Here is a 21,358-nt window from a genome sequence, read left to right on the forward strand (position 1 = left end):
CGACATGACGTTCCAGAAAGTTTGCACGCTCGACGACCTCTGGGAAGGCGAGATGACCGAAGCGGAAGTGGACGGCCACGTGATCGTGCTCGTGCGCCCCGAAGGCGGCGAACCGCGCGCGTTCCAGGGCATTTGCCCGCACCAGGACATCCCGCTCGTGGAAGGCAAGTTCGACGGCCGCGTGCTGATGTGCCGGGCTCACCAATGGACCTTCGACGCCAACACCGGCAAGGGCATCAATCCGGGCGACTGCCGGCTCGCCGAATACGCCGTGAAGATCGAAGGCGACGATGTTTTCGTGGCCGTCGAGGGCGTCGAGCCCCTCTTCGCTCATTCCTGACTCCGAAGGAACACCCATGACCACCGACAACACAGGCGAGGCCTACCGCAACAATCGTGTAGGCCCCGTGCTGCGCGCAAGCAGCATTACCACCGGCGTCATCGAGGCAGCGCACGAAGACAATCCCGACAAAACGATCTGCGTGGACGACAAGCTCGCCTACGTTCGCATTTATGCGGACGGCGAACTGATCCTGCGCCGCGCGACGCTCGAAGAGACGTTGGGCAGACCGTTCAGGATGTCCGAACTCGAAGTGAACCTCAGCTCGTTTTCCGGCCGCATCGAAACGACCGACGACTACGTGCGCTTCTATTACGAAAAAACGCTTTGACCGGAGACGAGCATGACTCAACCCGAAGTTCTCAAACCCCTGAAAACGTGGAGCCACCTTGCTACGCGCCGGCGCAAGCCGAGCGAGTACGAGATCGTGTCCACCAATCTGCACTACACGACCGACAACCCCGACGCGCCGTTCGAACTCGACCCGAACTTCGGCATGGCGCAATGGTTCAAGCAGTACCGCAACGCGTCGCCGCTTACGCATGCCGACTGGAACGCGTTCCGCGACCCGGACGAGATCGTCTACCGCACCTACAACATGCTGCAGGACGGTCAGGAAACCTACGTGTTCGGCCTGCTCGACCAGTTCTCGGCACGCGGACACGACACCATGCTCGCCCCGACGTGGGCCGGCACGCTCGCCCGCCTCTATACGCCGGCACGCTTCCTGTTCCACGCGCTGCAGATGGGCTCCGCCTATCTCACGCAGATGGCGCCGGCCTCCACCATCTCGAACTGCGCCGCCTACCAGACCGCTGACTCGCTGCGCTGGCTCACGCACACGGCGTACCGGACGAAGGAACTCACGCAGACCTTCACCGACGTGGGCCTCGGCACCGAAGAGCGGCGCTACTGGGAGCAAGACCCGGCATGGCAAGGCTGGCGCAGGGTGGTGGAAGAAGCGCTCACGGCGTGGGACTGGGCCGAAAACTTCGTTGCCCTGAGTCTCGTCGTGCGCCCCGCGGTGGAAGAAACCGTGCTGCGCGCATTAGGCACCGCAGCGCGTCACAACGGCGACACGCTGCTGGGACTCATCACGGATGCTCATCTCCTCGACGCGCAACGGCATCGACGCTGGGCCGCCGCGCTCGTGCGTATGGCACTCGCGCAGGACGGCAATCACGCCGTGCTGACGAACTGGGTGAGCAAGTGGGAGCCGCTCGCCGACAACGCCATCGACGCCTGGTGTGCTGCCCTGCCCGATGCGCCGGATGCAGCCGCGTCGGCGAAGGCCGCCACGCGTGAATTCAGACGCGCGATGGGTCTGTGAGCGAAGGCCGGCGCAAGCCGGCCGCGAACGAACGGAAGCAATCGATGAAACATCACATCACGATCGAAGGCGGCGCGCAGTTCAGCGTCGGCGCCGACGAAGACACCTTGCTGCGCGGTGCATTGCGTGCCGACGTTGGCTTGCCGCACGAATGCAGTGTGGGTGGCTGCGGGGCCTGCCGTTTCGAACTCGTCGCAGGAACGATGGAAACGCTCTGGCCAGAGGCGCCTGGCCTCACGGAGCGCGACCACAAGCGCGGCAAGCGCCTCGCCTGTCAGTCGCGCCCGCTTGGCGACTGCACGATACGCGTGCGCTGCGACGAGAGTTATCGCCCCGTCGTGCCGCCCGTTCGCCGTGAAGCCACGCTGGAGGCGAGCCGCGCGCTCACGCCCGACCTGAGCGAATTCACGTTTCGCGCACCGGGCGTTGCGTCGTTCCGCGCGGGCCAATACGCCCTGCTCTATCCGCCGCATGTGCAAGGCGCCCGCGCCTATTCGATGTCCAATCTCCCGAACGAGGACGGCATCTGGCAGTTCATCGTTCGCCGCGTGCCTGGCGGCGCCGGCAGCAACAGCCTGTTCGATGCGCTGAAGACGGGCGAGTCCATTACGATCGATGGCCCCTACGGTCATGCGCATCTGCGCGACGACGCCTCACGCGAGATCGTCTGCATTGCGGGCGGATCGGGACTTGCGCCCATGCTCTCCGTTGCGCGCGGCGCCCTGGCGCAGCCGGAAGGGCCGCGCGTGCATTTCTTCTACGGTGCCCGCACGCAGGCCGATCTGGGTGCCGCGGCGGAGATCGACGCACTCGCGCACGAACGTCTGTCTGCCTCGGTCGTGCTCTCGTCGCCGCAGCCGGAACCGCCGTGGGCTGGGGCAACGGGTTTCATTCATGCCGAAGTGGAACGCGCCCTCGCGTTGCCGTTGGACCAGTACGCGTTCTATTTCGCAGGTCCGCCACCCATGATCGAAGCCGTGCAGGAGATGCTGATGCAGCGGCATCGCGTGCCGTTCGATCAGATCCACTTCGACCGTTTCGTCTGAAGGCCGCCATCGCGTAAATCGCGTATTTACACCAATCGCCACGGCGAGCCGGGAAGCGTAACCTGAGCACACCCATCACGATTCCCAGCTTCCGGCGCGGCCTGCGGGCGATCGGACGATCGCCCGCCCACGCTTCACGGCATCGAACGCGCATCCGGAAGCGAGCGAGCCAGCATGCCGAAACGCCACACGCACGGGGCCGGTCATACCGCCTCGCCAATGGACCCGTCCGCTCATTTCGCGAACGGCAAACCAGACGGAAAGCGGTCGAAAGAGGTCCGCGTTCCGGCTATTCACGATCTCGCGAAACGGCTGCGTTTCGCGCCTCAGCAAGGCCGCATCTGGCTGGACGACCAGCGCATGATGCTCATGCACATCAGTTCGCTCGGGGCGCTGCGCCAGGAATTGATCGAGAGCCTCGGCAAGGAAACCGCACGCGGTCTCGTAACCCGCATCGGCTATCAGGCGGGCACGCGCGACGCCGCGATGACGCGCAAGGTCCGCGCGGGGTCGAACAGCTACGACGATTTTCTCGCCGGCCCGCAACTGGTCTCACTCGAAGGCATCGTGCATTGCGAACCCATCGCGCTCGATATCGACGTGGGACGCGGGCACTACTTCGGCGACTTTTATCTGATCGATTGTGCCGAGGCTGAAACGCACATCGCGAGTTACGGCATCGGCAACGAAGCGGTTTGCTGGATGTTGACCGGCTACGCCTGCGGCTATACGAGCGCCTTCATGGGGCGCCCTATTCTGTGGCGCGAAATCGAATGCCGCGGCATGGGGCACGCAAAATGTCGCGTGGTGGGCAAGCCGGTGGAAGACTGGGAAGACCCGCAGGACGATCTGCGCTTCCTGCAGATCGGCGACTTCGCGAAATGGTCGCTCGAACCGCAAGCTGCCCAGCCCACCGCCAATCGCGTTGCCGAACGCATTGCCGAGGCGCCCGAACACAGCGTTGGCGTGGTCGGCATTTCCGCCGGCTTCAACACGGTGTGCCACATGGTCAACAAGGTGGCGCCCACGGAAGCCACCGTGCTCTTTCTCGGCGAAAGCGGCGTCGGCAAGGAGGTGTTCGCCAACAACCTGCACAACCTCAGCAAGCGCGCCGACGGGCCGTTCGTGGCCGTGAACTGTGCCTCCATTCCCGAACATCTCATGGAGTCCGAACTCTTCGGCGTGGAGCGCGGCGGCTATACCGGGGCAACCTCGTCACGCGCCGGCCGCTTCGAACGGGCCAACGGCGGCACGCTCTTTCTCGACGAAATCGGCACGCTCAGTTACACGGCACAAGGCAAGCTGCTGCGCGCCCTCCAGCAAGGTGAACTGGAGCGCGTGGGTGACACGCGCACGCGCAAGATCGATGTGAGAGTGGTGGCGGCAACCAACGTCAATCTGCGGGAAGCCGTGAAAGCCGGGCTCTTTCGCGAAGACCTGTTCTTCCGCCTGAACGTGTTTCCGATTCACGTTCCGCCGCTGCGCGACCGCCGCGACGACATTCCGTTGATGATGAACTGGTTTCTTCAGCGTCTCGCCAAGAAGCACGACAAGCACATCACGGGGTTCCGCGAACGTGCGGTGGATGCCCTCTTCAACTACGACTGGCCAGGCAACGTGCGCGAACTCGAAAACATGATCGAGCGCGCCGTGATTCTGGCCGAAGACGGTGGCGCGCTCGACCTGTGCCATCTCTTCACGACGGGCGAGGAGATCGACGTCTCGTCGTTCATTCTGAAGCGCAGCGGCAACATCGGTCTTCTGAACGAACCGGTCGAGGCTGTGCCGCCCGCGCTGGCCGGCGCAAGCCGTCCGGGACTGCCCGAGACGGAGGCCGCCATGCTGCGCGCGGCCGTGGCAGAGGCGAACGGCAATCTTTCGCTTGCTGCGCGCGTGCTCGGCATCAGCCGCCCGAAGCTCGCCTATCGCCTGCGCAAATACGGCATTCCCGTGGACCGCGCCTGATATCGCGCACGGCGCCGCCTCATGTAGAGCGAGGCGGCGCTGTGCTTCAGAACCGCTTTTGCCAGGCCATTGCCGCGTTGAGCTGCGAGTGAGTCACCTTGATCGGCACGGATGTGTTCGGCTGGCTCGCATTCGTCAAGGTCTTCTGCAACGCATACGACAGCGCGAAATCCACCTGATCGTTCTTGCCGAACGCATACGAGACGCCGCCCGTCAGGCTCGTGGTGGGAATGGCCGGTATCACCGCGAACAGCGTGTTGTTCGGAATGGCCTCCTGCGCGTAGTGGAAGCCCGCGCGGAACGCGAGGCTCGCGTTGTAGCGGTATTCCGCGCCAATCGCGAACACGTTGATGTCGCGATAATTCTGCGGCAACGACAGATTGAGGTTCGCCCCGGTGCCCGACTGCACGAAGGTCACGTTGATGTCCTTCATCACACTGGCGAGGAACACGCGCTGGTAGTCGGCCGAAACGCTCCAGTGCTCGTTGAAGCGGTGGCTGATGCCCGCCGTGAACTGCGCCGGCATCTCGAAGTTGTGGACCGTTACTTCGCCCGAGAGCGGAATATTCCCGGCAACGGAACTCACGGCGGACAATGTTGCATGGCCGCCCAGATCACCCACGTGCGTCTTGAAGTTGTATGCCATGCCCAGCACCGTGTCCGGCGTGAGCCGATACGTAAGGCCCAGCTTGCCGCCTATTCCCCAGGCGTCGGCGCCGCCCCCCACTATGCCGTTGTGCGAGAAATTAATGTAGCCGCCCGAGAGTCCGGGCACGCTGGCCAGTGTGGGAAGCAGCGTGCCCGAGGCACGGCGCTGCGCCGCGAGCGTGCCGATCTGCGAGGCGTCCAGCAACATGCCGAGGTTCAGCGAGGTCCAGACCGCGTCCAGCGAACCGCCCACCGTCAGTTTGTCCGTCACGTCGTACGAGAGGGCGAACGGAATGCGCAACACGAGCAGACGCGAGAAATTGTCGAAGCCGGTATCGATGCCGTTGGTGGTAGTGCGTGACAGAAAACTGCTGCCGCCGAACTGGGTGCCCAGCCCCCCTTCCGCAAACGCGCCTACGCCGAATGCATAGCGACCGTGGCGGTAGACGAACGCCGTCTCGGGCGCGAAATACGGGCCGTTGTTGTTGCCGTGATTGCCCGATGTCGCTGTTTCGCCGGTGGCCGTATTAGTGGCCTTGATGTCGGTCGTGACGATGTCGAGGCCCAGATCGACATATCGCCCGTCGCTCATCAGGCCGAGCGTGGCCGGGTTCAGCATCATCGCGGCCGGACCCACGTTGTACGCCACGCCGCTTCCGCCCATGGCGCGCGAGACAGGACCGAAGCCTTCCAGGTTGAATACGTCCGTCGCCATCGAACGGCCCGCCCACACCGCCATGCATAGCGCGACCGCTACACGGATGCCATTGCCTTTCACATCTGTCTCCTTATGTCTATATTTAGTAATACGTAATACTACGGATGCTACTCACCACTGTGCTCCGGGCTGTCGACTACGCGGCCTCCGAAGGCGATGCGCTCGCTTCGCTGAAATGATCCGTCACGAGGCGGTTGAAGCGGGCGGCGTGCTCGATCTGCGTCCAGTGACCGCATTGGCCGAACACGTGAAGCTGCGCACGGGGAATCAGCTCCGCGAGCCGCAGCGAAGAAGTGAGCGGAATGACCTTGTCTTCGCGGCCGTGAACGATCAGCGTTTCGTGCGAAATGGCACGAATTGCCTGCTCCGGGCTTGCGAGCGCATCCACCCACCGCTGGCGCGGCGCCGGGAACATGTTGGCGAACGACTCCTGATAACCCGGCTGCACGCTCGCTTCGTAGCGCAACTTCGCCAGGTCGTCGTTCACGAGCGACCTGTCATAGGCGAAGACGTCGAGTAGCGCGCGCATGTTTTCAATCGAGGGCGTATAGCCCCACACGGCATCCAGCCCCTCCGTGATGCGAAACGGCGTGCCTGCGCTTCCCATCAGCACGAGCCGGCCTACGCGCTGGGGTGCCTCGACAGTCAGGGCGAGCGCGAGTGCGCCGCCGAACGAGTTGCCCACCACGTGCGCGCGCTCCACGCCCAATGCGTCGAGCAGCCCGATCAGGTGTGCTACCCAGTTTTCCATCGAGTAGCGGTAGCCCGCCGGGCGTTCCGTGTCGCCGAATCCCACCATGTCGGGGGCGATCACACGAAACCGCTTCGCCAGCGCCGGCATGGTGAGCCGCCAGTTCGCCAAGGCCGTGACACCGGGCCCCGAGCCGTGAATCAGCAGGACCACGGGCCCTTCGCCCATGTCGTGGTAATGGGTGCGTATGCCGTTGGCAACAATGCTTTTTGCGGCTTGAGGTTGGGTCTGCATGGAGGAGTCCGGCAAGAGAGAGGAATGGGCGCCGCACGCAACGCGGCGCCTCGTGATCAGCGTCCGCGCTTTTTCGCGCTCTGCCCGCCAATGCCGAAGTGCTCCTTCGGCATTTCGACGATGATGACGCGCACCGATTCGAGCGGCGCATCGATGGCGCGATGAATCGCTTCGCTGACCTCGGCGATCAGCCGCTCCTTCTTCTCTTCGTCGCGGCCTTCCAGGATATAAAGCTGGGCAATCGGCACGATGGCCTCCTTGTCAGATGAAGCGCAGTCCGGTGGAACCCATCCCCTGGACGCGCAATGTGATGTTGTCGCCGGCTTCCACGGCCACCGCTTCCGTGATGCCGCCGGAAAGAATCAGGCTGCCCGCGGGAATCGATTCGCCGCGAGCCCCGAGATGGTTAGCGAGCATGGCAATGGCCGCGGCCGGATGCCCGAGCACGGCAGCGCCCGCGCCGAACGAAACCGGCTGCCCGTTCTTTTCCATGACGATGCCGATGGTGCGCAAGTCCACGCCTTCCACCGCAAGCGGCTGGCCGCCCACGACAAAGCGTGCGGCCGACGTGTTGTCGGCCACCACGCTCTTCAGGTCGAACTTGAAGTCGCGGTAACGGCTGTCGATCACTTCGATGCCAGGCAGAACGAAGTCCGTTGCTGCCAGTACGTTGCCGATGTGGCAGCCCGGCCCTTTCAGTTCCGCGCGCGTAACGAAGGCGATTTCCGGCTCCACCTTCGGGTGAATGAGTTCGCTTGCGCGGCAGACACCGCCGTCTTCGATGGCGAACGTGTCCATGAGATAGCCGAACACGGGCGTTTCCACGCCCATCTGGCGCATCTTCGCGTGCGAGGTCAGGCCGGCCTTGTAACCCACGAGCCGTGCGCCGCGCGCCATGTGTCGTTGTCGCAAGACGTCCTGCACGGCGTAGGCGTCGTCCCAGTCCATGGTGGGCCAGGTGTCCGTGATCTTCACGGTGTCGCGCGCATGAAGGGCGCACTCGTCGAGGTGCGCCGCGAGCGATTGAATGGTGTCGATGGGCAGGTTCATGCGGCTTCCTTGCGGGCGGCCTGTTCGCGCGCTTTCTTCAGCGTGAGCGCGGTGTCTTCGATCATGTCTTCCTGGCCGCCCACCATGCCGCGTCGGCCCAGTTCGACGAGGATGTCGCGCGCCGGGATGCCGTACTTCTCGCCCGCGCGTTTGGCGAACAGCAGGAACGAGCCGTACACGCCGGCGTAGCCGAGCGTGAGCGAATCGCGGTCGATGCGAATGGGGAAATCCATCATGGGCACCACGAGATCTTCGGCCACGTCCTGAATCTTCCAGACGTCCACGCCGGTTTCGATGCCCATGCGGTCGCACACGGCGACGAACACTTCGAGCGGCGTATTGCCCGCGCCCGCGCCGAGCCCTGCGGCGGCACCGTCGATACGGCTTGCGCCGCATTCGATTGCAGCAAGCGAATTCGCCACGCCCATCGCGAGGTTGTGGTGGCCGTGAAAGCCCAGCTCCGTTTCGGGCTTCAACGCATCGCGCACGGCGGTGAGACGCACCTTGACGTCTTCGGGCAGCATGTAGCCCGCCGAGTCCGTGATGTAGATGCAGTTCGCGCCATACCCTTCCATCAGCTTCGCCTGCTTCACGAGGCCTTCGGGACTGTTCATGTGACTCATCATCAGGAAGCCCACGGTGTCCATGTCCAGCTTGCGGGCGAGCGTGATGTGCTGCTCCGACACGTCGGCTTCGGTGCAGTGCGTTGCCACGCGAATGGTGTGCACGCCGAGTCCGTGCGCCATCTTCAGATGATCGACGGTGCCGATGCCCGGCAGCAGCAGTGCCGAGACCTTCGCGCGTTTGAGCAGCGGAATCACGGCGCCGAGATATTCCTCGTCCGTGTGAGCGGGGAAGCCGTAGTTCACCGACGACCCGCCCAGGCCGTCGCCGTGCGTGACTTCGATGAGCGGCACGCCGGCGTCGTCCAGACCCTGGGCGATGCTGCGCATCTGGTCGAGCGTCATTTGATGGCGCTTCGGGTGCATACCGTCGCGCAGCGTCATGTCGTGCACGGTAATGCGCTTGCCTTTGAGATTCATGGCGTTTCCTTTATTCAGCGATGTTCGAATGCGTGCGGGCCGTGAATGGCCGTGATCAGGCAGCCGCGCTTTCCACGGGCGCAAGCGTGATGCGACCAGCAAGCAGTTCTTCGGCGAACATCTCGGCCGTGCGCGCGGCCGCCGCGGTCATGATGTCGAGATTGCCCGCGTAGCGCGGCAGGTAGTCGCCAAGTCCTGCCACCTCCAGATAGACGGACACGCGCCGGCCGTCGAACACGGGCCCGTTCACGAGCCGGTAGCCGGGCACGTAGCGCTGCACCTCTTCGATCATCGCGAGAATGGAGTCGGTGATGCGCGCTTCGTCGGGCGCGTCCGCCGTCAGGCAGTGGACGGTGTCGCGCATGATGAGCGGCGGATCCGCCGGATTGATGACGATGATCGCCTTGCCCTGCCTTGCGCCGCCCACGCGCGCTACCGCCGCTGCCGTGGTGCGCGTGAACTCGTCGATGTTCTTGCGCGTGCCCGGCCCGGCTGAGCGCGACGACACGGTCGCGATGATCTCCGCGTAATCCACCGGCTGCACGCGCGAGACGGCATACACCATCGGAATGGTGGCCTGGCCGCCGCACGTCACCATGTTGACGTTCATCTCGCGTTTGCCGATGTGTTCCTTGAGATTGACGGGCGGCACGCAGTACGGACCAATGGCCGCCGGCGTGAGGTCGATCATCATCACGCCGAGTTCGTTGAGCTTGCGGCTGTTTTCGGCATGCACGTAGGCGCTCGTGGCGTCGAAGGCGATCTGTACGTTGTCGGCCTTCACGTGCGGCAGCAGCCCGTCCACGCCCTCTGCCGTGGTCTTGATGCCCAGTTCTCGGGCCCGCTTGAGTCCGTCGGAGTCGGGGTCGATGCCCACCATCCAGACGGGCTCCAGCACCGGGCTGCGCTGCAGTTTCGCGAGCAGGTCCGTACCGATGTTGCCCGGGCCAATCAACGCGCAACGGATTTTCTGTGTCATGGGAAATGTCCTTTGAATGACGATGAGGTTCAGCCGAAGCGCACCGAGCACGCGCCGATGCCGCCAAGCGAAAGGCGAAAGTTGTCGCCGGCCTTGACGGGCGCCATGGCGGCTAGTGCGCCGGAGAGCACGACTTCGCCGGCCTTGAGCGGAATGCCGAGGCGCCCGAGCGTGTTGGCGAGCCAGGCGACGGCGTTGACGGGCGAGCCGAGCGCCGCCGCGCCTGCGCCGGTGCCGATCACCTCGCCGTTCTTTTCCAGCACCATGCCGCAGGTCGAGAGATCCACGGCACGTGCGGAGACCGCGCGATCGCCGAGCACGAACACACCGCACGATGCGTTATCCGCTACGGTGTCCTGAATGCGGATCTTCCAGTCGCGAATGCGTGAATCGACTATCTCGAAACACGGCATCACGCATTCGGTTGCGGCCAGCACCATCGCGTTGGTGATGCCGGGGCCAAGCAAGTCTTTCTTCAACACGAAGGCAATCTCGCCTTCGGCCTTGGGCTGGATCAGCGTGTTCACGGCAATGCTCTCGCCCTCGCCATACACCATGCCCGAGAGCAGATAACCGAAGTCGGGCTGATAGACGCCGAGCATGTCCATGACCGCCTTCGACGTCACACCGATCTTCTTGCCCACGACCGTTTCCCTGGCGTCCAGCCGGCGCTGCACCATGCGCTGCTGGACGTGATAGGCGTCGTCGATGGACATGTCGGGATAACTATCGGTCAGCGGCGCAATCGTTTCGCGCGCGTTCAACGCACCGTAGAGCCTGTCGCCAAGCTCGGCAATCAACGTGGATTCCATGAATCTTCCTGGTGGCAGGTTGATCAAATTGCGTGCGTCACAGCTTGACGCACACGTTTTTGAGCTCCGTATAGAACTCAAGCGAATGCACACCGCCTTCCCGGCCGATGCCCGACTGCTTCGCGCCGCCGAACGGTGTGCGCAAGTCGCGCAGGAACCACGAGTTGACCCACGCGATGCCCACCTCGATGGAAGCCGCCACGCGATGCGCGCGCGAAAGGTGCGTGGTCCATATCGCCGTGGCGAGTCCGTACGGATTGTCATTGGCACGCCGAATCACTTCCTGTTCGGAATCGAATGGCATGATGAGCGCACACGGGCCGAAGATTTCTTCGCGGGCGATGGGCGAATCGTCGCCCAGACCGGTCCAGAGCGTGGGCTGCACCCAGGCCCCCTCTTTCAGGTTGCCTGGCATGTCGGGTACGCCACCGCCCGTCACGACGGTCGCGCCCAGTTCGGCGGCCTTCGCGTAGTACGACAGCACCTTGCGGCGATGCTCTTCGCTGATGAGCGGTCCAAGACCCGTCGCCGGGTCGTCGGGCAAGCCGATGCGCAGCGCTTCGGCACCGGCCTTGAGGGCCGCCACGAACTTCTCGAAGATGGGCCGCTCCACATAAACGCGTTCGGTGCCAAGACACACCTGCCCGGCGTTCGCGAAGCACGAACGCAACGTGCCTTCCACGGCCGCATCGAAATCGCAGTCGGCGAACACGATGGCCGCGTTTTTGCCGCCCATCTCGAGGCTCACCGGCCGTGCACCGTCCGCGGCGGCTTTCATAATGGCCGCGCCCGTGCGCGTCTCGCCGGTAAAGGTGATGGCGTTGACGCCCGGATGTGTGGTCAGAAACTCGCCTGCGGAACCGGGTCCGAAACCGTGCACGACGTTGTAGACGCCCCGCGGCACGCCGGCCGCATTCATGACTTCACCGAGCAACGCCGCCGTTTGCGGCGTTTCTTCCGAAGGCTTTACCACCACCGTGTTGCCGCAGGCGAGCGCGGGCCCTACCTTCCACGTCATGAGCAACAGCGGCAGATTCCACGGGCAGATCACACCCACCACGCCAACGGGGCGGCGCATGGCGTAGTTGATTGCGCCCGCGCCGTCCGGCGTGGACATTTCGAAAAACTCCGTGGGCACGTTCTTCACCACGTCGGCGAAGACCCTGAAGTTCGCCGCACCGCGCGGAATATCGATGTGCCGCGCAAGGCTCATCGGCTTGCCGGTGTCGGCCACTTCCGCGGCGAGAAAGTCGTCGAAGCGGCGGTTGATGCCGTCGGCCAGCGCGTAGAGCACGTCTACGCGTTCATTCACGGTCATCGTGCCCCACGGCCCGTGCAAGGCCGCGCGTGCGGCCTGCACCGCGGCATCCACCTGCTCGCGGCCCGCTTCCGCCACGCGGGCGATCACGACGTGATTGAGCGGCGAGCGCTTGTCGAACCAGCGCGTACCGTCCAGATACTCGCCGTCGATGAAGTTTCGGATCAGTGGGATGCCGCCATCGGCGGTGGCTGCGCTCGCACCGTGCGACGCGGCCTTGGGTTCTGTCGTCAGCATGATCGTTTATGCAATGTGTTCGTGTTCGTTCGTGAAACCGGAAGATTGGCCGCTGCCGGAAACAACGGGCTCCGGCAGCGGCGCGATGCCCTCAGGTGTAGACGCTCGTGAAGGCCTCGTTTAGCTCACCTGAATGGAAGAAGATGCCGCGGCCAAGGTGGTCTTCGGTCCACGTGGTGACGGGACGGTCTGGCTGCGCCATGTAGCCGAGTCCCGCGAAGGTCTCGTTGCGGTTGCCGCTCGGGTCGAAGAAGTAGATGGTCGTGCCGCGCGTGATGCCGTGACGCGTAGGCGCTACGTCGATCTTCACCTTGTTTTTCGCCATGACGTCTGCTGACTTCAACACGTCGGCCCAGTCGTCGAGGAAGAACGCGATGTGGTGCAGACCGTTCGTCGGTCCGCCCACGAACGCGATGTCATGCGGCGTCGAGCTGCGGAACAGCCACGTTGCCGCCTGAATGCTGTTGCCCGGTCCCACCATCACCTGCTCCGCCAGGTGGAAGTCGAGACACTCTTTCATGAACTGCGTGTTCTCGGCCACGCGGTTGATGCCCGCTTCCGGGTTGAGTTCGCACATGAGCAGACAGTGGTCGAGCCAGTGAACGCCGGAGCCCTTGATGTCGTCAGGCCACGGATCGGGGTTGAGCGATCCGACGTCCGTTCCCACTTGCTCCTTGTGTGCGTAGAGGCGCAGGTCGTGGCCGCTCGGCAGGTTGAACTGCAGCATGCGGCCCGTGGCGGGCAGCGTGCCTTCGGGCAGCATCTGCGTGCGAATGCCGTAGGCCTCGATGCGTTCCTTCAACACGTCCAGATCGGCGTCGTTCTCCACCTTGTAGGCTACGTGGTTCAGGCCCGCGTGATCGGACGGGCTCAGAATGAGCGAATACTTGTCCCATTCGTCCCAACACTTCAGGTACACGTTGCCCGCGTTATCGCGGTAAGTCTCCTTCAGGCCCAGCACGTTCTGGTAGTGCCTGAGCGCCGCATCCATGTCCATTACCCGCAGGTTGGCATGGCCGATTCGCATCACACCCATGGTGTCTCTCCTCCGTTCCTGTCTAGTCGGTACCACTACGGGATGCCTCGCAGGCGAATCCCCTGAAAAACGGCTTTTGCATCTTGCCGGCCACTTCCAGTTCGACGTCCCCTTGCGGGGCGATCCGGCAAGCCAGCGAGTAGCCGGCCTCCTCTTCCTCCACGCTCACATGCGCCCGGCTGACTGGCCCCAGCTTGCGCACTTCGCCGCGCAGCACGCGCACCTTGCACACGCCGCAGCCGCCGTTCAGGCAGCCGACAGGAATGCCCCGGCGCCCCAGGCGCGCCATGCCCGCAAGCAGCGACTCGTCCACGGCGCAGGGGTAGTGCTCGCCTGTCTGCGTGAGGGTGACGGCAACCTTCGGCTCGCTCGCGTTCATGTCAGACGTTCCTGAAGAGCGGGCTGCGAACCTGCTGTACATCGGCCGCCGAAATGAACTTCTCGTGGTAGATGTCGCCTTCGAAGAGCCGCCCTTGCATGAGCGTCGTGATGCACGCGTCGATCATGGCGGGCGGCCCGCAGAGGTACGCCTTGTGCCCCGCGAAGTTGTTGTCGAAATGCACCTTCGCCGCTTCGTGGACGAAGCCATGCGCCACGGCGCCGTGCGTCTGCATCCCCGCTCCTGCCCCGCCTTCCGATAAAGCCGGCACATAGCGGAAGTTCGGGTACTGCCGGGCCAGTTCGCGAAACGCGTCGTCGTAGTACAGTTCGGCCGCATTGCGCTGACCGTAGACCAACGTGATGGGCTCGGTCGCTCCGCCTTGCAGCAGATCGAGAATCATCGAGCGTGGACTCGACAGCCCCGAACCGCCCGCCATGAAGATCATGGGCACGTGTGCCGACTTGCGCACGAAGAAGCGGCCGTAAGGGCCGGACAACGTCACCCGGTCGCCCACCGCCAGTTGCTCGTGCAGATAAGCCGTGCCGACGCCGCCGGGAACCTGCCGCACGTTCAGTTCGATTTCGCCGGTGGCTGCAACGTCGGCCGGTGCATTCGCGACGGAAAACGCACGGCTTTGATGCAGGCCCGGAATCTCGAGCTGCACGTATTGGCCCGCCTGGAAGTGAAACGCGTCGTCGAGCCGCAGATAAATCGCCTTGATGGTCGGCGTGAGCTGGACGATACGCGACACTTCGGCGGTGAAGTCTTTCACCGGAATCACTTCGGCATCCGGATCTTCTTCCACGTCGGCTTCGATCACAGCGTCGCTGGTGAGCGTGGCACAACAGGCCAGTGCTTTGCGCTCCTCGCGTTCGAAGTCCATCAGGGCAAACGGGTTGGCGTCGCCCAGATCAGCCTCTCCGTCGAGGATCTCGACCTTGCACGTGCCGCACAGCCCATGACCGCAGGCGTGCGGGATATAGATTCCCTGGCGCAGCGCGGCGTCGAGAATCGTCTGTCCTTCCTCGACTTCGATGGTGGCGCCAAGAGGCTCGATGGTCAGTTGATGGCTCATGATGATGAATACGTCAAGACTTCAGGTGAGGCCGCTCACGAGCCGCTAATGCCAGTCAATCCGGGCGTGCGAAAGCGGATCAGGTCCTTGTGGCCAATGCCGTTTTCCGCCAGCGTCTTCGCGCTGTCAGGCTGAAACGGCTTGCCTGACTTGAACCACTGAACCTGGCTCCAGTCGATCTTCGCGAAGTCCGGGTGGTAGCCGTAGATGCCCGGCAGAATCTGCGCGGCGAGCGCCCCGAAGGGCGTTTGCGGCGGCACAGGCAGGCAGAACGGCGCGGGGAACATGAGGTGATCTTCCCAGGCCACATACAGCAGCGGCGCCGGGAATTTCTCCACCGTGTCCTGCGGGGCAAAGCTATAGGGTTTGAGCGCAACGATAGTCATGGCTGCCTCCTGCCGGTCAGTTGCCCGTAGCCTGGCCGCGCCAGGCTGCGAAATTTTTCTGGTCTTCCGAACCTTCGAAGTCCTTGTTGTCGTGTTCGCTGACCTCGTAGTAATCGAGCACGGCCGCGAGCGGATCGAAGCCCTCCACCGTAGGGTCCGTGCCGGGCTTGAAGCAATGCCCCTGGTAGATCTGATGCACGGGCAGCCACGACTGCACGTACTTCTCGGGCTCGTGATCGAAGATCTCTTTGCAGTGGTCGCTGCAGAAGTGATAGCGGTTGCCGAGGTAGTCGGACTCGCGCGCGCAAAGCTTCTTTGCGTTGCCGGGCTCGGTGAACAGCATCGGAATCTGGCAGGTCTGGCACAGCATGGGCAGCGTCTTCACGTAGAAGCGCTCATCGGCCTGCGCACGCTCGCGCCAGTGTTCGAAGCGCGGCCGGTAGAGCGCATCGAAACTCTCGGGATACTTCGCGGCAAGCCACGTCATCTCGTCTTCGCGCGGCAACCACGTGTGGAACGGCGCCGCCGCTCCGAAGCTGTAAAACGTGGCCCATGCCTGGTGGCTGATGTGGTCTTTGCCTTCGCAGGCGTCTTTCCAGCCCTTCGGCTCGCGAATGCCGTAGCGCGCGAGGTCGCGGAACAGTGCGCCGCCGTTCTGCTCGGCGTACATCTCCCAGGCCTCTTTCCAGCTCATGACGCGCTTGGGCTGCATGTAGTCCATCATCATTGCGACCAGCGTGAGCAGCCGGTAGCCGCGCCAGAACCATTTGTCGATCCAGCGCTGCACGATGGGCACGTTGCCCGGGTCCTGCTCGAGCATGAACTTGATGCATTCGATGCCAAGCGTCATGTGGCGCGACTCGTCGGACTGCGCCGAAAACCCGAACGTCACCGTGGACATGTCGCCGTTGTAGGCCGCGCCCGACATGAACGGCACGAAGAGCAGATTGGTCAGCACGTACTCGAACGAGAAGCTCACCGCCGTGAGGAACTCGAACGGCCCGGCCGTGCAGGCATCTTCGAAGAACGACTTCGGCACGGAGAGGTACCAGACGCGATCGAACCAGTGGTTCGAGTGATGCATGCCGTTGAAGAACCGGTTGTACGTCGACATGGCGTGCGTTTCGGTCTGGTAGTGACGCAGTTCGTCGATGGACTGCATCTGGCACGCCACCCGCGCACCTTCACCGGTGAAATGGCGGCCAACGTGAGCGAAGCCGCGGTGCGCGTAGTACTCGAGCGGCGTCACGCCCTGAATGAAGAGCTTGAGCGCGTTGATGTAGCGCGCATCGGTTACGCCCAGAAAGGCGTTGTTCTGCGTGAACGCGTCGATCACGGCATACAGCTTCTTTTCCTTCTCGCCCTGGTACTTCCAGTAGGCGTCCATGGTGAGGCGGAACGGGTCCACCCATTTGTCCCAGTCGTGAATCTTGATGCCCTCGTACTGATCGTACGGGAACACCTTCTCCATGGGCTGATACGACGTTTCCCAGCCAAGGCCGCGGGTCATGGCCGCGTAGCGGTCCTTCAGGCCGAGTTTCTTTTTCAGTACGGGCGTGTCCATTCGTGTCTCCTTCCCTCTCGATTCGATGCTCTGTCGTTTAGTGTTTCCAGCTCAGCGTCAACTCATCGTCGTCTTCGTCGATATGGCCTGACAACGTGATGAGGTTCACATGCAGCTGCTGCAGGTTGAAGCGTGCGCCGGTCAGGTTCTCGATGGTTTCGCGGCGGATGGTGAGGCGCCCGGGCGCATCGATCTTGACCATGCCGGGAGATTCCACGGCGACGGCACTGGGGTTGTCCGCAAGGATGGCCTCGACGATCTGTCTGGATTCCTCATTGGCCTGAAAGGCGATGAATACGTTGGACATGGAATGTTCCTGAATTAGGGGCGTTCGGTGAGTGGCTGACGGCGAGTTCGTCGCACGGCAACGTCAAGGCTCGATACCAAGCTTCGCGAGCCGCGTGCGCAGTTGCTGGCGCACCTCGTCGAGCGCGCTGTGGCCGCTGCCCGGGAAGGCCAGTTCGGCAACCGGCAGCAGCGCTGCGGCGGCCTGCGCTTCCCAGGTGCGCACCCATTGGGTCAGCAACGCCTTGTTGTCTTCCGATTCGGCGGCCATCGTCTTCACCACCGCGTCGATCCAGCGTGCGGATTCGTCGTGCCACTCCGGCATGAACGAGGTGAGCATGGCCACCGCGCTGCCGCCGGCAAGTGCCACGTGTCCGTCGATGAAGCGGTCGTAGACAAGCGGGTACAGCAGGCCGTCCAGCGCGACGTTCTGCGCCACGTAAAGCTCCACCGGGTCCGCGAGAACAAGCGTGTCTTCGACGTAGCGACGCAGCGTCTGCCAGACGGGGTCGTTCATCCAGGCGTCTTTGGCCTCGTCGAGCACTTCCGGACCGGACATGGACAGCGCGAGCCGCGTCAGATACTGCGCGACACCCAGGTTGTCCATGGCGTGAAACATGGACGGGGCGGTGAACGCTGTGCCGTAGCCCACGGCGCAGATCTGCGAGTTGTTCATGTTGCCGCCCCACGCAACGTGACGCAAAGGCACGAGCACACGCAACGCCTGCGCAGCGAGGGTTTCCGGTATGAGGTCGAACATGCCGCGCGACTCGACGAATTCGAAGTTCGACTCCATCGTGTCCTGCTGACGGGCGCGCGTCATCGTCCAGGATGCGTAGTAGAACTGACGCGGGTCTTTCAACGCGTACCAGTTCTCCATACGAATCTCGGTACGCGCACTGTCGAACAGCTCGTGCGCCGGATCCCACGTGGGCCGGTAATGGAAATTCACCGCGGGCTGCGCGCCCATGGTGCCTTCCTGATAGCGCGAAGCCGTCTTGTCGCCGCCGATGTATTGCGCGACGTGCGCATACGTGTGCCGCAGCGGCTTGATGTCCACTGTTTTCAGATCGATCGTCACTGCCTGCTCCTGCTGGTCATGGGTTCGCCTTCTGCCGTGAGCCGCACGACGTTCTGCGCAATGCAGAACTCTTCGAACGCGGCGCGCGGCAACATCAGTTCGACGCAAAGCTCAGGTATGCCGACGGAAAATTCGAACTCCACGAATCCCCGCCGGTTGATGCCCGTGACCCTGACGAACCTGCGCGTCGGGTCGAATGCGTCGTTGTCTTCCTGCCCGAGTGCCGGAGGTCCGGCTACCGGATGTCTGGTCATGGCGCGTGTCTCCTTCATGCCCGGCCATTCATGCAGCCTCCATGCCACGCGAGTGCCCGAATACCCAAAAATCTCGATAATCGAGGGAAAACACTGACGAACGGATCGCGCCCAACACCCCACAATCAAGGTTAACCCGGCCTGGAAAGTGCCTTCCCGCAGCACTCAAGACATTGATTTGCATGGCTGTCTTATGTTTTGATGAAGGCCTTTCCGCGCAATTGATGAAATCGTGAAATCGTCGCCCTTTCCGCTGCCTCGTGGCGAGGAAAGAGGAAAATCTCGACGAAGGAGACATGATGCCGCCCCAACCCGCTCCCTTTCCCTCCGACGCCGACCTGCGGCGGCTGATTCATTTTTCGGCTGCCGACGGGCGCATCTGGCTCGGCGACCAGCGCATGGTGCTGATCCACGCGGCCGCGCTGGGCGCCTTGAGGAAGGAGATGATGGAAAGCGTCGGGCCCGCGCCCACGCGCCGCTATTTCACGCGCGCCGGGTTTGCCGCAGGCGAGCGCGATGCCGTGCTTGCGCGCGAAATACGCGGCAATGCATCGCTCTACGACATGTTCGCCGTCGGCCCGCAACTCCACATGCTCGAAGGTGCGGCGCAGGTCGCGCCGGTACGCTTCGACGTCGATATCGAAACCGGGCGCTTTGCAGGCGAATTCAGGTGGGAGCATTCGTGGGAAGCCGAAGTCCACCGGCGACACTTCGGCCTGCAAACGGAGCCCGTGTGCTGGATGCTGATCGGCTACGCGTCGGGGTACACGAGCGCGTTCATGGGCCGCACCATCCTGTTTCGCGAAACGGCATGCACGTGCAAGGGCGACGCACATTGCCTGATCGAGGGCAAGCCGCTCGAGGAGTGGGACGACGCTGAAGAGCTTGGGTCGTGGTTCAAGGCCGAGTCGCTGCTCAACACCCTCCAGAGCCTGCAAACCGAGGTGGAGTCGCTGCGGCTCGAGATCGAGCCGGATGCGAATCGCACGGAATTGACCGGCCAGTCCGAAGCGTTTCGGCATGCCTACGAACTGCTGCAGACTGCGGCGCCGACAAAAGTCACCGTGCTGCTCACTGGCGAAACGGGCGTGGGCAAGGAACGCTTCGCCCGCGCGCTGCATGCCCTGAGTCCTCGCGCCGACAAACCATTCGTCGCCGTCAACTGTGCGGCGATTCCGCATGCGCTTATCGAATCCGAACTGTTCGGCGCGGAGAAAGGCGCATACACGGGCTCTCAGGCCGCGCGCGCGGGCCGCTTCGAGCGCGCCGAAGGCGGCACGCTCTTTCTCGACGAAATCGGCGAGTTGCCCATGGACGTGCAGGCGAAGCTGCTACGCGCCATCCAGGAGAGCGAAATCGAACGCCTGGGCTCGACACAGGGCCGCCGCATCGACGTGCGCCTCGTCGCCGCTACGAACCAGGACCTGGGCCGCGCCGTGCAGGAGGGCCGCTTTCGCGCCGACCTGTACTACCGCATCAACGTCTACCCTGTCGTCATCCCGCCGCTGCGCGAGCGCCAGGGCGACATCGAAGCACTGGCACGAACCATGCTGGAACGTTTTGCGCGGCTGCACGGCAAGCCGGCACCCAAGTTGACCGATCACGCCTGCGAGGCGCTGCGCAATCACGCGTGGCCTGGCAACGTGCGCGAACTGGAGAATCTCGTGGAGCGTGCGGTGATTCTGTCGAGGCCCAACCGCGAGATCGAGGCGAGAGACCTGTTCCCAGGCATCACGCTGCCGGCAGGCGCGTCCGTGGACCGGCGCGGGCTCATTACCGAAGGCCATGCGCTCCCGGTAGACTGCCGGGCGCTGCTCGAACAGTTGCAGAACTCGGGCGCAGGGCTGGACGGTCTTGAACGTGCGTTGCTGCGCGAGGCGGTGGACCGCGCGGACGGCAATCTTTCCGCCGCCGCGCGCATGCTCGGACTCACGCGGCCTCAGCTCAGCTATCGCCTGAGCCGGGATCATGACAAGGAGAATCAGCAATCGTGAATACAACCGATCCGGTGCATCCGCTCAGCCTCGCTTTCGCGATCGACGCCATGCCGACCGCCGATGCCGGCGCGACCGGCGCGGCCGGCATGCAGACGCTCGCAGACGAAGCCAACGGCGCACATGCCCGTACCCTGGGCGAGCAGGCTTATCACCAGTTGCGCCAGCACATTATCGAAGGCCGCTATCCGCCGCGCACGAAGCTGCGCGTGGAGCATCTGAAGGACGTCTACGGCGTGGGCGCCGGCACGCTGCGCGAAGCGCTCACGCGGCTCGTCAGCGACGCGCTCGTGGTGGCCGAAGGCCAGCGCGGATTCCGCGTCATGCCGATGTCGCTCGCCGACCTCGAAGACATTACGCGTCTGCGCATCCATATCGAAGTGGACGCATTGCGCGAATCCGTACGCCGCGGCGACGGGGCCTGGGAGCAGCGTGTGCGCCAAAGCTTCGACCTGCTTTCCGGTTTCGAACAACCCGTTTCGGTGGAGAACCGGCCCGCCTGGGAAGTCCATAACCGCCGCTTCCACGAGGAACTGATCTCAGCGGCGGCGTCGCCATGGACTTATCTGGTGCTGCGCATCCTGTCTCAGCACGGCGAACGTTACCGCCGCGTCTGCATCGGGCTCGAAGATTCGCATCGCGACGTGCACGAAGAGCATCTACGGATTTTCGAAGCGGCCATGCAACGCGCCGACGCGCGCGCGGCACTCGCGCTGGAAGACCACATCAGCACGACCCTGAACATCGTGAAAAAAGCCCCGGCAGGCACGCTTCCATTCGACCTCTGATGCAGTCCATGCGCTTATGTTTGTCAGGGCCGCACCCGTGGA

Annotated in this window: 23 protein-coding genes; 7 read left to right on the plus strand and 16 right to left on the minus strand. The window is 63.6% G+C overall.

Features of this window, described 5'->3' with window-relative positions; genetic code table 11:
- Nucleotides 1-4: 4 nt before the first annotated feature.
- From PKKP23_RS20490 to PKKP23_RS20510, 5 genes are all read left to right on the plus strand, one after another.
- Nucleotides 5-340, plus strand: a complete 336-nt coding sequence (locus tag PKKP23_RS20490) for a monooxygenase system ferredoxin subunit (RefSeq protein WP_017775873.1) — start codon at nt 5-7, stop codon at nt 338-340.
- A gap of 16 nt (nt 341-356) precedes the next feature.
- Nucleotides 357-671 carry an MmoB/DmpM family protein gene (locus tag PKKP23_RS20495; RefSeq protein ID WP_017775872.1) on the plus strand — a complete coding sequence of 105 codons (315 nt, stop codon included), beginning with the start codon at nt 357-359 and terminating at the stop codon, nt 669-671.
- Nucleotides 672-683: 12 nt separating this feature from the next.
- Nucleotides 684-1,670 (plus strand): aromatic/alkene monooxygenase hydroxylase subunit beta, encoded by a 987-nt coding sequence (locus PKKP23_RS20500; protein WP_126878218.1) that lies wholly within the window; start codon nt 684-686, stop codon nt 1,668-1,670.
- Nucleotides 1,671-1,714: 44 nt separating this feature from the next.
- Entirely contained in the window at nt 1,715-2,716 is a 1,002-nt protein-coding gene (locus tag PKKP23_RS20505) for a 2Fe-2S iron-sulfur cluster-binding protein (RefSeq protein ID WP_126878219.1), read from the plus strand.
- Between the two features lie 219 nt (nt 2,717-2,935).
- Nucleotides 2,936-4,681, plus strand: a complete 1,746-nt coding sequence (locus PKKP23_RS20510; protein ID WP_017775869.1) for a sigma 54-interacting transcriptional regulator — start codon at nt 2,936-2,938, stop codon at nt 4,679-4,681.
- A gap of 46 nt (nt 4,682-4,727) precedes the next feature.
- Here PKKP23_RS20510 and PKKP23_RS20515 read toward each other — a convergent pair whose 3' ends face one another.
- The 16 genes from PKKP23_RS20515 to PKKP23_RS20590 all read right to left on the minus strand — a co-directional run bounded on the left by PKKP23_RS20515 (nt 4,728) and on the right by PKKP23_RS20590 (nt 18,534).
- On the minus strand, nt 4,728-6,107 hold the full coding sequence (locus PKKP23_RS20515) for an OmpP1/FadL family transporter (RefSeq protein WP_026121675.1): 1,380 nt from the start codon (nt 6,105-6,107) through the stop codon (nt 4,728-4,730).
- Between the two features lie 76 nt (nt 6,108-6,183).
- Nucleotides 6,184-7,032 (minus strand): alpha/beta fold hydrolase, encoded by an 849-nt coding sequence (locus PKKP23_RS20520; protein ID WP_126878220.1) that lies wholly within the window; start codon nt 7,030-7,032, stop codon nt 6,184-6,186.
- Between the two features lie 56 nt (nt 7,033-7,088).
- A complete protein-coding gene (locus tag PKKP23_RS20525) occupies nt 7,089-7,280 on the minus strand; it encodes a 2-hydroxymuconate tautomerase (protein WP_017775866.1) in 192 nt (63 codons plus the stop codon).
- A gap of 13 nt (nt 7,281-7,293) precedes the next feature.
- Nucleotides 7,294-8,082, minus strand: a complete 789-nt coding sequence (gene dmpH, locus PKKP23_RS20530; RefSeq protein ID WP_126878221.1) for a 2-oxo-3-hexenedioate decarboxylase — start codon at nt 8,080-8,082, stop codon at nt 7,294-7,296.
- On the minus strand, nt 8,079-9,125 hold the full coding sequence (gene dmpG / locus PKKP23_RS20535) for a 4-hydroxy-2-oxovalerate aldolase (RefSeq protein ID WP_042301710.1): 1,047 nt from the start codon (nt 9,123-9,125) through the stop codon (nt 8,079-8,081). The genes dmpH and dmpG overlap by 4 nt, the downstream gene beginning before the upstream one ends.
- 55 nt (nt 9,126-9,180) lie before the next feature.
- Nucleotides 9,181-10,104 carry an acetaldehyde dehydrogenase (acetylating) gene (locus tag PKKP23_RS20540; protein WP_017775863.1) on the minus strand — a complete coding sequence of 308 codons (924 nt, stop codon included), beginning with the start codon at nt 10,102-10,104 and terminating at the stop codon, nt 9,181-9,183.
- A gap of 29 nt (nt 10,105-10,133) precedes the next feature.
- Nucleotides 10,134-10,916, minus strand: a complete 783-nt coding sequence (gene dmpE / locus PKKP23_RS20545; RefSeq protein ID WP_126878222.1) for a 2-oxopent-4-enoate hydratase — start codon at nt 10,914-10,916, stop codon at nt 10,134-10,136.
- Nucleotides 10,917-10,953: 37 nt separating this feature from the next.
- Nucleotides 10,954-12,471 carry a 2-hydroxymuconic semialdehyde dehydrogenase gene (locus PKKP23_RS20550; protein WP_205703010.1) on the minus strand — a complete coding sequence of 506 codons (1,518 nt, stop codon included), beginning with the start codon at nt 12,469-12,471 and terminating at the stop codon, nt 10,954-10,956.
- 91 nt (nt 12,472-12,562) lie between these two features.
- On the minus strand, nt 12,563-13,507 hold the full coding sequence (locus PKKP23_RS20555) for a catechol 2,3-dioxygenase (protein ID WP_126878223.1): 945 nt from the start codon (nt 13,505-13,507) through the stop codon (nt 12,563-12,565).
- A gap of 22 nt (nt 13,508-13,529) precedes the next feature.
- Nucleotides 13,530-13,886 (minus strand): 2Fe-2S iron-sulfur cluster-binding protein, encoded by a 357-nt coding sequence (locus tag PKKP23_RS20560; RefSeq protein WP_126878224.1) that lies wholly within the window; start codon nt 13,884-13,886, stop codon nt 13,530-13,532.
- A 1-nt stretch (nt 13,887) separates the two neighbouring features.
- Nucleotides 13,888-14,964 carry an NADH:ubiquinone reductase (Na(+)-transporting) subunit F gene (locus tag PKKP23_RS20565; protein WP_126878225.1) on the minus strand — a complete coding sequence of 359 codons (1,077 nt, stop codon included), beginning with the start codon at nt 14,962-14,964 and terminating at the stop codon, nt 13,888-13,890.
- Nucleotides 14,965-14,999: 35 nt separating this feature from the next.
- Entirely contained in the window at nt 15,000-15,350 is a 351-nt protein-coding gene (locus PKKP23_RS20570) for a phenol hydroxylase subunit P4 (RefSeq protein ID WP_017775857.1), read from the minus strand.
- A gap of 16 nt (nt 15,351-15,366) precedes the next feature.
- Nucleotides 15,367-16,914: an aromatic/alkene/methane monooxygenase hydroxylase/oxygenase subunit alpha gene (locus tag PKKP23_RS20575; protein ID WP_017775856.1), complete on the minus strand. Its 1,548-nt coding sequence runs from the start codon at nt 16,912-16,914 to the stop codon at nt 15,367-15,369.
- Between the two features lie 37 nt (nt 16,915-16,951).
- Nucleotides 16,952-17,221 carry an MmoB/DmpM family protein gene (locus PKKP23_RS20580; protein ID WP_017775855.1) on the minus strand — a complete coding sequence of 90 codons (270 nt, stop codon included), beginning with the start codon at nt 17,219-17,221 and terminating at the stop codon, nt 16,952-16,954.
- 63 nt (nt 17,222-17,284) lie between these two features.
- The gene (locus PKKP23_RS20585; protein WP_126878226.1) at nt 17,285-18,280 is read right to left on the minus strand and encodes an aromatic/alkene monooxygenase hydroxylase subunit beta; all 996 of its coding nucleotides are present in this window, start codon (nt 18,278-18,280) and stop codon (nt 17,285-17,287) included.
- Nucleotides 18,277-18,534: a phenol hydroxylase subunit gene (locus PKKP23_RS20590; protein ID WP_126878227.1), complete on the minus strand. Its 258-nt coding sequence runs from the start codon at nt 18,532-18,534 to the stop codon at nt 18,277-18,279. Before PKKP23_RS20590 ends, PKKP23_RS20585 begins: the two co-directional genes overlap by 4 nt.
- Before the next feature lie 299 nt (nt 18,535-18,833).
- Here PKKP23_RS20590 and PKKP23_RS20595 point away from each other — a divergent pair, with 299 nt between their 5' ends.
- Complete coding sequence (locus PKKP23_RS20595) at nt 18,834-20,528, plus strand: sigma-54-dependent Fis family transcriptional regulator (protein WP_126878301.1); 1,695 nt, start codon at nt 18,834-18,836, stop codon at nt 20,526-20,528.
- The gene (locus PKKP23_RS20600) at nt 20,525-21,316 is read left to right on the plus strand and encodes a GntR family transcriptional regulator (protein WP_126878228.1); all 792 of its coding nucleotides are present in this window, start codon (nt 20,525-20,527) and stop codon (nt 21,314-21,316) included. The genes PKKP23_RS20595 and PKKP23_RS20600 overlap by 4 nt, the downstream gene beginning before the upstream one ends.
- Nucleotides 21,317-21,358 lie beyond the last annotated feature (42 nt).

This window comes from Paraburkholderia kururiensis JCM 10599 = LMG 19447 (genome assembly GCF_003986935.1).
GTDB lineage: Bacteria > Pseudomonadota > Gammaproteobacteria > Burkholderiales > Burkholderiaceae > Paraburkholderia > Paraburkholderia kururiensis.

Excerpts from the sequence above, each read along its gene's own strand:
- PKKP23_RS20490 (WP_017775873.1), top strand. The coding sequence starts at position 5 with ATGACGTTCCAGAAAGTTTGCACGCTCGACGACCTCTGGGAAGGCGAG.
- PKKP23_RS20495 (WP_017775872.1), top strand. The coding sequence starts at position 357 with ATGACCACCGACAACACAGGCGAGGCCTACCGCAACAATCGTGTAGGC.
- PKKP23_RS20500 (WP_126878218.1), top strand. The coding sequence starts at position 684 with ATGACTCAACCCGAAGTTCTCAAACCCCTGAAAACGTGGAGCCACCTT.
- PKKP23_RS20505 (WP_126878219.1), top strand. The coding sequence starts at position 1,715 with ATGAAACATCACATCACGATCGAAGGCGGCGCGCAGTTCAGCGTCGGC.
- PKKP23_RS20510 (WP_017775869.1), top strand. The coding sequence starts at position 2,936 with ATGGACCCGTCCGCTCATTTCGCGAACGGCAAACCAGACGGAAAGCGG.
- PKKP23_RS20520 (WP_126878220.1), bottom strand. The coding sequence starts at position 7,032 with ATGCAGACCCAACCTCAAGCCGCAAAAAGCATTGTTGCCAACGGCATA.
- dmpH (WP_126878221.1), bottom strand. The coding sequence starts at position 8,082 with ATGAACCTGCCCATCGACACCATTCAATCGCTCGCGGCGCACCTCGAC.
- dmpG (WP_042301710.1), bottom strand. The coding sequence starts at position 9,125 with ATGAATCTCAAAGGCAAGCGCATTACCGTGCACGACATGACGCTGCGC.
- PKKP23_RS20540 (WP_017775863.1), bottom strand. The coding sequence starts at position 10,104 with ATGACACAGAAAATCCGTTGCGCGTTGATTGGCCCGGGCAACATCGGT.
- dmpE (WP_126878222.1), bottom strand. The coding sequence starts at position 10,916 with ATGGAATCCACGTTGATTGCCGAGCTTGGCGACAGGCTCTACGGTGCG.
- PKKP23_RS20550 (WP_205703010.1), bottom strand. The coding sequence starts at position 12,471 with ATGCTGACGACAGAACCCAAGGCCGCGTCGCACGGTGCGAGCGCAGCC.
- PKKP23_RS20555 (WP_126878223.1), bottom strand. The coding sequence starts at position 13,507 with ATGGGTGTGATGCGAATCGGCCATGCCAACCTGCGGGTAATGGACATG.
- PKKP23_RS20560 (WP_126878224.1), bottom strand. The coding sequence starts at position 13,886 with ATGAACGCGAGCGAGCCGAAGGTTGCCGTCACCCTCACGCAGACAGGC.
- PKKP23_RS20565 (WP_126878225.1), bottom strand. The coding sequence starts at position 14,964 with ATGAGCCATCAACTGACCATCGAGCCTCTTGGCGCCACCATCGAAGTC.
- PKKP23_RS20570 (WP_017775857.1), bottom strand. The coding sequence starts at position 15,350 with ATGACTATCGTTGCGCTCAAACCCTATAGCTTTGCCCCGCAGGACACG.
- PKKP23_RS20575 (WP_017775856.1), bottom strand. The coding sequence starts at position 16,914 with ATGGACACGCCCGTACTGAAAAAGAAACTCGGCCTGAAGGACCGCTAC.
- PKKP23_RS20580 (WP_017775855.1), bottom strand. The coding sequence starts at position 17,221 with ATGTCCAACGTATTCATCGCCTTTCAGGCCAATGAGGAATCCAGACAG.
- PKKP23_RS20590 (WP_126878227.1), bottom strand. The coding sequence starts at position 18,534 with ATGACCAGACATCCGGTAGCCGGACCTCCGGCACTCGGGCAGGAAGAC.
- PKKP23_RS20595 (WP_126878301.1), top strand. The coding sequence starts at position 18,834 with ATGCCGCCCCAACCCGCTCCCTTTCCCTCCGACGCCGACCTGCGGCGG.